This window comes from Aquitalea pelogenes (assembly GCF_001515305.1).
GTDB classification, from domain to species: Bacteria; Pseudomonadota; Gammaproteobacteria; order Burkholderiales; family Chromobacteriaceae; genus Aquitalea; species Aquitalea pelogenes.
This window is the reverse complement of the sequence record NZ_LNQV01000084.1, coordinates 1-9,388: the sequence shown is the minus strand read 5'-3', so window position 1 is coordinate 9,388 and position 9,388 is coordinate 1. Positions and strand designations below refer to the sequence as shown.

The window sequence follows — 9,388 nt, the reverse complement described above, 5'->3', positions numbered from 1 at the left end:
TGCGCAATTGCACGGACTTGCGCATCCAATTGCATTCCCACTGCACACCCAATTGCATTACTTGCGCACCCTCGACCTGACGGGTGCGCAGATTGCTTGTTTATGACATTTTCCTGGCCCTCAGCTTCCGCATCGACTCCCCTTTCAATTCCAGCGGGTGGGCCCGGTGTACTATCCGGTCCAGGATGGCATCGGCAATCGTTGGGTCTCCAAACAGGTCATACCAGGCGCTTGGCGGGTATTGGCTGGTCAGGATCAGCGAACCGATCATTGACTGGTGGTCCAGGATGTCCAGCAGCGCCGGGCCCAGTTGCGGATTGATGCCCCCGATGCCCAGATCGTCGATGATCAGTAGCGGGGTGGTGACCAGCTGCCGCCGTAGCTTCGGCAAGCTTCCATCCGCCTGACTGTTGGCCAGGTCCTCGAACAGCCGGGTGGCGGTCATATACAGTGTGCCAATGCCTTGGCGGCAGGCCAGTTGTCCAAACGCGCAGGCTAGCCAGCTTTTCCCCGTTCCCGTCGCGCCGGTCAGAATCAGGTTCTGCTTGTGCCGCATCCAGTCGCCGGTCGCCAAGGTTTGAATCTGTAGTGGGTCCAGGCCCCGGCCGCTTCGGTAGTCCATGTCCTCCAGCACTGCCTGGCTGTAGCGCAGTTTGGCCCGCTTGAGCAGACGCTCTACCTTGCGATTGTCCTTGTCCCGAAGCTCTTGCTCGACCAGCAGGCCAAGGCGCTGCTCGAACGGCATGGCGGTAAACGAGAGGTCGGATTGTTGCCGATCAAGGGCGTCGGCCATGCCGTGCAATCCTAGTTGGCCCAGCATCTGGCGGGTCATTGATAGGGGGTGCGTCATACCTTCACTTCCTGTGCTCGTTGTGTGCCGTAGTAGTCCGCCCCACGTAGGTTGTCATGGTGCTGGACGGGGGGTGCGCTTTGACGCTCGGGTCGTACATCTGCACGGGTGCGAATGATGCTTCTAAGTCGGTCGAAGCTCAAACAATGCAGGCTCAGGGCATAGGCACATGCTGCTTCGATGCGGTCCTGCCAACCCTCCCGGCGCGCATCGCGCCTGAGCGCCTGTGCGGCCTTCAGTCGGCTTGCGAAGTGGCGTTTCTCCTCGAGGCTTTGCTCAAGGAAGGCAAACGTTGCCGGGCCCAACGATTTAGCCCAGGCCAGCAGGCTGTCCGGAGAGCCCTCCCTTTGCATGAGGTGATGGGGCGGCAGGTGTTCGTCTTTCGTCGTTCTGCCCGGCTGTATGGCGCGCGAATGAGAGGCAACCAGTCGGCGCTGGTGGTAGATGTGGACATGGTCGGCCGAGGCCCGCACGTCCACGTGCCGGTGGGCGAAGGTGTATGGCACGGAGTACAGGTGTCGCTCATGCTCCACGTGGTAGCTTTCATCGACCCGGATGCGGTAGCGCCATTGGCTGTAAGGATAGGGATGGTGGTTCAGCGGCTGTAGTGCGGGAGCGTCCAGTTCCAGGAAGCGTTGCATGCGGCTGACTGGATAAGTCCGGGTGGTCCGTTCGTTCAGCTTTTCCATCCAGTGGCTGATCGCCGCATTCAATTCATCCAGGCTGAAGAACACCTGATGGCGCAAGCGCGCCAGAACCCAGCGCTGCACGATCTGTACTCCGATCTCGGCCATGGATTTGTCCTTGGGCTTACGCGGACGGGCCGGCAGCACGATGAAGTCGTAATGTTCGGCGAACTCCATGTAGGCGGGGTTGAGAATCAGCGCCTGCCGATCGTGCTTCAAGACGCCGGCCTTCAGGTTGTCCGGCACCAGATAGCGCGGCACGCCGCCCAGATGGGCCAGCATCCGTTCGTGCGCCTTGAGCCAGTCCTCGATCTTCTGCGATGCTACTGCCGTGGCGAACAGGTAGCCCGAGGCACCTAGCGCCCCGACGAATACCTGGGCGAAGGTGATCTCGCCGGTGCAGGCATCCCGAACCGGCATGGTACGTCCGCAAAAATCGACGAACAGTTTTTCGCCGGGTGGGTGGCTCTGCCGCAAGCTGAGCTTGCAGCTTCGCCGCCAGGCCCGATACAGACGGGTGTATTGCGTGTAGGACAGGCCTTCCGGATGCTGCTGCCGGTATTCTTCCCACAGCAGTTGTTGGGTCATGTCGCGCGCCTGCAGTTCCGTATGCACCTGAAGCCAGTCGGGGATGGGTTTGCGCGAGGTTTGCCGTTCGTCGCCGAACAGTACGGTGCGCAGGCCGTCGTCATCAAGCGGCTGCACGGACGACCAGGTCAATTGACGGTCCTGCAACAGGCGGCTCACCGCCTTTGCCGTGTTGGGGGAAATGGAACAGGTGCGGCCAATGGCCCGGAACGACACGCCAGGTGCATCCAGTAGCCGGATCACCTGGCGCAGGGTGTCTGCAGAAAGTTTCATGTTCAATCCCGGCGTCAGGACGTAACGATCCCTCGCCTGACGCGATACGTTGCAAAAAGGATGCGGGAATCAGGCGGCCGGCTTGACGCCGGCCTTTGCTGGATTGACAATGAAACGGTCAAGAGAGGGAATTTCTCGACTGTTTCTCAAAAAGCCCAAGGCGCCAACCTTGGGCTTTTTGTCATTCCACGCCTGGGTTGAAGTCAGTGCGTGATCAAGAGGGGTCTCCTTCAGTTTTTTTAGTTGATGATGAGGTCAGGCGCTGCTGCGCCAGCCAGCGGGCCACATCCCGGGTCAGAGCGAAGCGGCCGCGCCGTCCTTCAATTTCGAACTCCGCTACAGGCAGGCGTTTTCGCGCCCGCGCCTGCCGATAGGCAGCCGGACTGGCGTAGCCCAGTAGCTTCCATAGGTCACGACTGGCCAGCAACGGGCCATAGAGTCGCGTCAAGGTATCCTGTAGTTCTTCCGTTAGCCGATCCGGCCCAGTCTGTTGCGTCATGTCACGCTCGGTGCGTCTGTTTCATTTTTTTAGCGTAACCGAAGTTAGACTGTTGACCTTCATGGAATAATCACTCTGACTTTTACTGTAAATACAAAAGAACAATTCAATAAATTCAAATGATTAACAGAGATTGTGCAGACTTTCGCCGATCCAATGCGAAACAGCGTGTGGAGCAGTTTTTGAATACTCCCGCGAACCGTGATCTAGTCGATGTGCTCCGCGTGCGCTACTGGTACGAGGGCGTGAAGCAACAAACGCGTTGTACCACCGCCTATCAACTGGAGCGTCTATTCGAGCCGTTGAAGGCCCCTTCCATCGATGCCCGGACACCCTTCCGGAATAAGTGGATCCGGTATGAAATGGGCAAGCACACACCTCGTGCCAGCTTGGTTGATTTGGTAGAAGGACGGGTTCAGGGATCGAGCAAGGAATTGAATCATCCGCTCTGGGAGATTCTGCGGCAGGGCGATGCGTGTGCATCCCGCATCGATAGCTGGCTGGAGAGACTGGAGCCGCGAGTGCAGACGGCGCTGTACCGCAAGCCACATGATGGTATGACCGCACCCAACTGGCGGTTGGCATTCACCATGGCGATCGGCCGACGCCTAGTCAAATTGGGCAACCTGGATGCGCTTGCCGCCTTACTGCTGCTCTGGCTCGAGGCACACCGTTATGACCGCTTTGAGGACATGCGACAGCTGGCCAGCCTCCTCTATCAATTGTTGCTGATGCTCGGCATGGAATTTGACCGGCGTAACATGGCGGAAGAGCTATTCCTGATGTTCCGGGCCAAGGTGTTTGAGCGCACGGACTGGGAGGATGGGCGCTTTGCCTTGGATGAAGCCCTCTACGTGCGCGGCGTGCACCTGTTGTATTGCCTGTTGTACAAAATCAAGGACGTTAACCCCTTCTCGTCCTGGTTTGCCCGCTGCCAGGCCATGCAGGCATTGCTCAATGGCAAGAAGGGCCTGGATGCGCAGTTCGGCCTACAGATTTTGCTAGTGCCCGACTGGCGGGACGGCCCGCCCACCCGAAAGCAGTGGTGGCTTTGGCGGCAACATAACCTGCATTGGCTATGGGGATGGAAGCATCTGAACCGTGATACCTCGGGGCGAGCTCCTGACGACGCGTTGTGGGATGAGTTGGAGGCCAAGTTCGATACGCTCGACTGGACCAAAAATCTGCTCCCCGCTTGGACGGCTCGGTGAGACTCAAGGCCATAGCTGCCTTTTTTGCCAGGTTCGGGGAAATCCCACGCTAGAGCGTGGGACGAGGGGGCACCTGATGCTCAGTAGCTTATGAATGACTGTGGCGGTGGTGGATATCCGGGTAATGCGCGTGCTTGTGAGTGACCGGGACATGGCGATGCGGGTGAGTATGCGGTTCAGTACCATCCCACTCGAAATCATGCTCGTGCTGGTGATGCCCGTCATGAACGTGGCGGTGACGATGCTCAATCGGTTCGTGCGTATGCTCGTGCTCGTGTCGCTCTGTTAAGTGCAGCCACACTCCAGCAGCCATCAGTCCGCTGGCCAGCCAAAACGGCAGTGATGTAGTGTCACCCAGCATCAGGATCGCCGTGGCGGCACCGATAAACGGCGCAGTCGAGAAGTAGGCACCGGTCCGTGCGGTGCCAAGACCACGCAACGCCAGTACGAACAGCACCAGACTCACGCCATACCCCAGGAAGCCGATTAGCATGGCCGGGGCGGCGATAGCGGCTGTTGGCCACGCCGCGCCAGCAAGCAGTGCCACGCCCAGGTTGACCGAACCTGCCACCAAGCCCTTGATTCCGGCGATGAATAGCGCATCGCTGGCCGAGACCTTGCGTGTGAGGTTGTTGTCTACCGCCCAGGCGAGACAGGCGGAGGCGATCAGTGCGGGGCCGGCGAATCCAGTCGTAGCTTGGCCTGTCCCCTGCATTGCCAGTACGACCCCGCCGACGACGATCAGCACCATGCCGAGCACAATGCGGCGATCAGCATTTTCACGAAACACCACCCAGGCGAGCACGGCCGTCAGCACCGCTTCCAGATTAAGCAGTAGCGAGGCCGTTGCGGCCCCCGTGTGTGCCAGCCCGGCCATCAGCAGTACGGGACCGGCAACGCCACCAGTGGCGATAGCGCAGAGTAGCCATGGCCACTCTGCCGCTGGCAGACCCGGTGCCTTCCAGCCGTGATCACGAAACAGCCTGACCAGGGTCAGACCGATGCCGCTGCCGAGATACAGCAGTCCGGCGAGCAGGAACGGTGAAATGCTGCCGGCAAACAGCTTGGCAAAGGGGGTACTCGCACCGAACAGGGCGGCAGCGGCCAGAGCGGCCAGTACCGCAGGCGAAAAATGCATCGACTTCATCCGTTTTTCCGAGGGTGAGTATGGGGTTCTGTTGAACAGTGACTGCCCGCGACATGGCTCAGCGGCGTGGATGGACTGCGCCAAACGACGTCAGCACGCTGATCAAGCTCATGCAGAATGCCGCAGTCACGCGTCGCCCGTGCTGCGTGACACTGGCCGCGTAGTTCCGTCAGTTGTGTTTCCAGCGCCTTCAGCTCGGTGATCCTGGCCTGGACATGCCTCAGATGGGCGTCAATCAACTCGTTAATCGACTCGCAACTGGCGTCCGGCTCGGTGCGTGCCTGCAGCAGCGTCCGAATCTCGCCGTGGGTCATGTCCAGCGCCCGGCAGCGGCGAATGAACGTCAGCCGCTCCAGGTGGCTGTGCTCATACCGTCGGTAGTTATTGGCCTCGTCGCGCACGGCGGCATGGAGCAGTCCCTCACGCTCGTAGTAACGCACCGTCTCGACCGGGCAACCGGCCTGCTTGGCCAATTCGCCAATTTTCATCAGTTTTCCTCTTTATGCTTGACCCTGTAGCCACTACAGGGTGTTGAATACGCAGCATACGACGAAAAATGGAGTTCCACCATGGCCGGCTGCGGCGACCACGATCACAACAAGAAACCTGTGCATGAGGGCGGTCATGCTGCCGGTCACACTGATAAGCATGACCACAACCACAATCATGCTCACGACCACGACCATGCTCACAGTCATGCGAGCGTGAAGTATCGCGTTTCCACACCTGCCGCTTCACATGATGATCATGATCATGCGGGCGGACAGTGTTGTTCTTCCGCTCCCATTGCATTTGGCAGCTTGGCTGCGCCGGAAGTGGTGGCTGACGGCATCCGCACCGCCATCCGCATCATGCAGATGGATTGCCCCACCGAAGAGGCACTGATCCGCAAGAAGTTGGGAAGCATGCCGTCGGTCAAGAGCCTGGAATTCAACCTGATGCAGCGCGTGCTCACGGTGGTGCATGCACCGAACGCGCAGGAGGCGGTGCTGGAGGCGGTGCGTTCGCTGGGTTTTCAGCCGGAAGTACCGGATGCCAGCGGCCGGCTGGCTGCAGCCGAAGAACCGAAGAAACCCTGGTGGCCGTTGGCCTTGGCCGGGGTAGCGGCGGTCGGGTCGGAAGCGGTGAGCTGGGTCGGGTTGCCCAGTGTGCTGACCGCCGCCCTCGCCATTCTGGCCGTTGCCGCGTGCGGCCTGACCACCTACAAGAAGGGTTGGGTGGCCATTCGCAACGGCAACCTGAACATCAACGCACTGATGAGCATTGCCGTGACGGGCGCCCTGGCACTACGCCAGTGGCCGGAAGCGTCGATGGTGATGGTGTTGTTCACGATCGCCGAACTGATTGAGGTCAAGTCGCTGGATCGCGCGCGCAATGCCATTGAGGGACTGATGCAGCTTGCGCCGGAGAAAGCCACCGTGCAACAAGCGGATGGCTCGTGGCAGGAAATGGACGCCAAAGCCGTCACGGTGGGCAGCGTGGTCCGGGTGAAGCCCGGCGAGCGTATCGGCCTGGACGGTGAGATCGTCCTAGGGCGCTCGTCGGTGAACCAGGCGCCTATCACCGGGGAAAGCCTGCCGGTGGACAAGGCCGAAGGCGATGCAGTGTTCGCCGGAACGATCAACGAGTCCGGCTCCTTTGACTACCGTGTCACTGCGGCGGCGAGCAACACCACTTTGGCACGCATCATCCATGCGGTCGAGGAAGCGCAAGGGGCGAAAGCGCCAACGCAACGCTTCGTCGATCAGTTTGCCCGCGTCTATACGCCGATCGTGTTCGCCATCGCGCTGATGGTGGCCATACTGCCACCGTTGCTGATGAGCGGCAGCTGGCACGACTGGATCTACAAGGCCCTGGTATTGCTGGTGATCGCCTGCCCGTGCGCGCTGGTGATCTCGACGCCGGTGACGATCGTTAGCGGTCTGGCCGCCGCCGCCCGGCACGGGATTCTAATCAAGGGCGGCGTCTATCTGGAAGAAGGCCGCAAGCTAGCTTGGTTGGCGCTCGACAAGACCGGCACCCTCACCCATGGCAAACCGGTGCAGACCGAGTTCGAGCTGCGTGCCGATGTGGGTGCCAAGCGCTGCCGCAGCCTGGCCGCCAGCCTGGCGGGGCGCTCCGATCATCCGGTGTCGCAAGCCGTTTCCAGCGCCGCAGCTCGAGATGGCATTACGTGGGAGAGCGTCGACGCCTTCGAAGCGCTGCCAGGTCGCGGCGTGCGCGGGGTGATCGGCGGTAAAACGTATTCACTGGGCAACCACCGCTTGGTGCATGAACTCGACCGCTGCTCCTCGGAGCTGGAGGCTCGGCTAGATGGGCTGGAACGACAAGGCAAGACTGTCGTCATGCTGATTGATGACCGGCAAGTGCTGGCCTTGTTCGCCGTGGCCGACACGGTGAAGGACAGCAGCCGCACCGCCATCGCAGATTTGCACCAGTTAGGAATTAAAACCGTCATGCTGACCGGCGATAACCCGCACACCGCCGAAGCCATCGCGCAGCAAGTTGGGGTCAACCAAACCCGCGGCAACCAGCTGCCCGAGGACAAGTTGAAAGCGATCGAAATGTTCAGCTCCGAAGGCACGGTGGGCATGGTCGGGGACGGCATCAACGACGCGCCAGCTCTGGCGCGCGCCAACATCGGTTTTGCGATGGGGGCGATGGGCACCGACACCGCAATCGAAACGGCCGACGTTGCCTTGATGGACGACGACCTGCGCAAGATTCCGACCTTCGTCCGGCTGTCGCAAGCCACCCGCTCGGTACTACTCCAGAACATCGTCCTGGCATTGGGCATCAAGGCCGTGTTTCTGGTGCTTACCCTGGTTGGCTTGGGCACGATGTGGATGGCGGTATTTGCCGACGTGGGCGCCAGCCTGTTAGTGGTCGGAAATGGATTGAGACTGCTGCGGAAGTAACGAGCTGCCCCTTGGGTTACGCATAGTTGGCAAGCCCCCATGGGGCGAGGAATTAAACAGTAAACGGAGAATTGGCATGAGTTTCTTGGACCGAATATTTGGAAATCATCACGGTGGTGGACATCACGGTGGTGGACATCACGGTGGTGGACATGATGGTGGAGGCCATCATGGGGGGCATCATGACAGTCACCACGGTTCCCATGGCGGTGGCTATGGCAATGGGATGCCTCCGGGTGGGAATAATGGGGGAATTGGCTGCCCAAATTGCCGGGTGCTGAATGCCCCGGGCGCACGTTTCTGCCAGCAATGCGGTACGTCGCTTGTTCCCGCTGCATGCACACAATGCGGTGCCTCGCTGCAAGCTGGCACCAAATTCTGCGGTCAGTGCGGACATACCAGGAATTGACCGCTTCATGGCGTGGTCGGGCGACGGGTGTGTGAAAACAGGGATATTGGGTCACCACCAATGAGCTGGAAATTTGAGGGGGCCTGAACGCGTCTCTCTTCCAGATCATCAACCAGGACACTCCAGCAACCCTTTTTCCTGTGGCTTGGGTCTTCAGTAACCTTCTGGGCACCTATTGGACTGCGCCACTGGCCATGCTTGGTCTTTGGGTATGGTCGAGATCGGCCAGGGAGTCTTGTCACTCCCAGGCAATCCGGAGCCAGTTTGTTCGCTTCACTGTTGCCTTCGCGCTGGCGTTGGCTGCCACTTCCATCTTGAAGCTGCTGTTCGACTATCCCCGGCCAGCAGCGGTCTATGGCCATCTGGTGCGCGCCATCGGAGCAGTGGAGGTACAGCTTGCCGAGTGGTCATTCGACTTACGCCGCTTTGGTCACCGGCTCCCTTTGGCCACTGGTTGGAACCCGTCGGCGTCTTGCGCTTATTCTGTACCTTGTTCTGGTTGGCTGGTCGCGCATCGCGGCCGGCATGCATTTCCCTGCGGAAGTCCTGGCCGGACCGTCGGTCTCGGAAGTTATGCGCTGGTCACCTCCATGGGTTTAACTCGGATTTGCTCGCCATACACCAAGGTGTGAACGAAGGTGGAGAGAGTGTGGGGGCTGCCAAAAGTCCCAAGCTGACCCAGCGAATCCTATTCTGGCCCCGTGTGGGAGTCTGGTGAGCAAGTACGTGCAACTAGTGTGCAGTGCGAATGGTCATTAGTGCGCAGTGAGGATGCAATTAGGTGTGCAGTTGGGATGCTATTTCGCA

Annotated in this window: 10 protein-coding genes; 5 read left to right on the top strand and 5 right to left on the bottom strand. The window is 60.0% G+C overall.

Translation table 11 applies throughout. The features are described from left to right. Nucleotides 1-100: 100 nt before the first annotated feature. From istB to AWT75_RS21080, 3 genes are all read right to left on the bottom strand, one after another. Nucleotides 101-820, bottom strand: a complete 720-nt coding sequence (gene istB, locus AWT75_RS19895) for an IS21-like element helper ATPase IstB (RefSeq protein ID WP_275575775.1) — start codon at nucleotides 818-820, stop codon at nucleotides 101-103. 26 nt (nucleotides 821-846) lie between these two features. Further along, nucleotides 847-2,397 carry an IS21 family transposase gene (istA, locus tag AWT75_RS19890; protein WP_062791442.1) on the bottom strand — a complete coding sequence of 517 codons (1,551 nt, stop codon included), beginning with the start codon at nucleotides 2,395-2,397 and terminating at the stop codon, nucleotides 847-849. 214 nt (nucleotides 2,398-2,611) lie between these two features. Further along, the gene (locus AWT75_RS21080) at nucleotides 2,612-2,896 is read right to left on the bottom strand and encodes a hypothetical protein (protein WP_153013405.1); all 285 of its coding nucleotides are present in this window, start codon (nucleotides 2,894-2,896) and stop codon (nucleotides 2,612-2,614) included. A gap of 170 nt (nucleotides 2,897-3,066) precedes the next feature. Between AWT75_RS21080 and AWT75_RS19885 the strand changes: the two genes are divergently transcribed. Beyond that, nucleotides 3,067-4,107, top strand: coding sequence for a hypothetical protein (locus tag AWT75_RS19885; protein ID WP_204377127.1), 1,041 nt, complete (start codon nucleotides 3,067-3,069; stop codon nucleotides 4,105-4,107). A gap of 88 nt (nucleotides 4,108-4,195) precedes the next feature. Here AWT75_RS19885 and AWT75_RS19880 read toward each other — a convergent pair whose 3' ends face one another. Both AWT75_RS19880 and cadR read right to left on the bottom strand, forming a co-directional pair. Continuing rightward, entirely contained in the window at nucleotides 4,196-5,254 is a 1,059-nt protein-coding gene (locus AWT75_RS19880; RefSeq protein ID WP_062791439.1) for a DMT family transporter, read from the bottom strand. Further along, nucleotides 5,251-5,742: a Cd(II)/Pb(II)-responsive transcriptional regulator gene (gene cadR, locus AWT75_RS19875; protein WP_062791437.1), complete on the bottom strand. Its 492-nt coding sequence runs from the start codon at nucleotides 5,740-5,742 to the stop codon at nucleotides 5,251-5,253. Before cadR ends, AWT75_RS19880 begins: the two co-directional genes overlap by 4 nt. Before the next feature lie 81 nt (nucleotides 5,743-5,823). Between cadR and AWT75_RS19870 the strand changes: the two genes are divergently transcribed. From AWT75_RS19870 to AWT75_RS23985, 4 genes are all read left to right on the top strand, one after another. Beyond that, nucleotides 5,824-8,172, top strand: a complete 2,349-nt coding sequence (locus AWT75_RS19870) for a heavy metal translocating P-type ATPase (protein WP_082696229.1) — start codon at nucleotides 5,824-5,826, stop codon at nucleotides 8,170-8,172. 98 nt (nucleotides 8,173-8,270) lie between these two features. Continuing rightward, a complete protein-coding gene (locus AWT75_RS23280; protein ID WP_062791435.1) occupies nucleotides 8,271-8,453 on the top strand; it encodes a hypothetical protein in 183 nt (60 codons plus the stop codon). Next, nucleotides 8,399-8,581: a double zinc ribbon domain-containing protein gene (locus tag AWT75_RS23905; protein ID WP_420835436.1), complete on the top strand. Its 183-nt coding sequence runs from the start codon at nucleotides 8,399-8,401 to the stop codon at nucleotides 8,579-8,581. The genes AWT75_RS23280 and AWT75_RS23905 overlap by 55 nt, the downstream gene beginning before the upstream one ends. A gap of 354 nt (nucleotides 8,582-8,935) precedes the next feature. Next, nucleotides 8,936-9,181, top strand: a complete 246-nt coding sequence (locus AWT75_RS23985; RefSeq protein ID WP_239689683.1) for a phosphatase PAP2 family protein — start codon at nucleotides 8,936-8,938, stop codon at nucleotides 9,179-9,181. The last annotated feature ends 207 nt before the right edge of the window (nucleotides 9,182-9,388 follow it).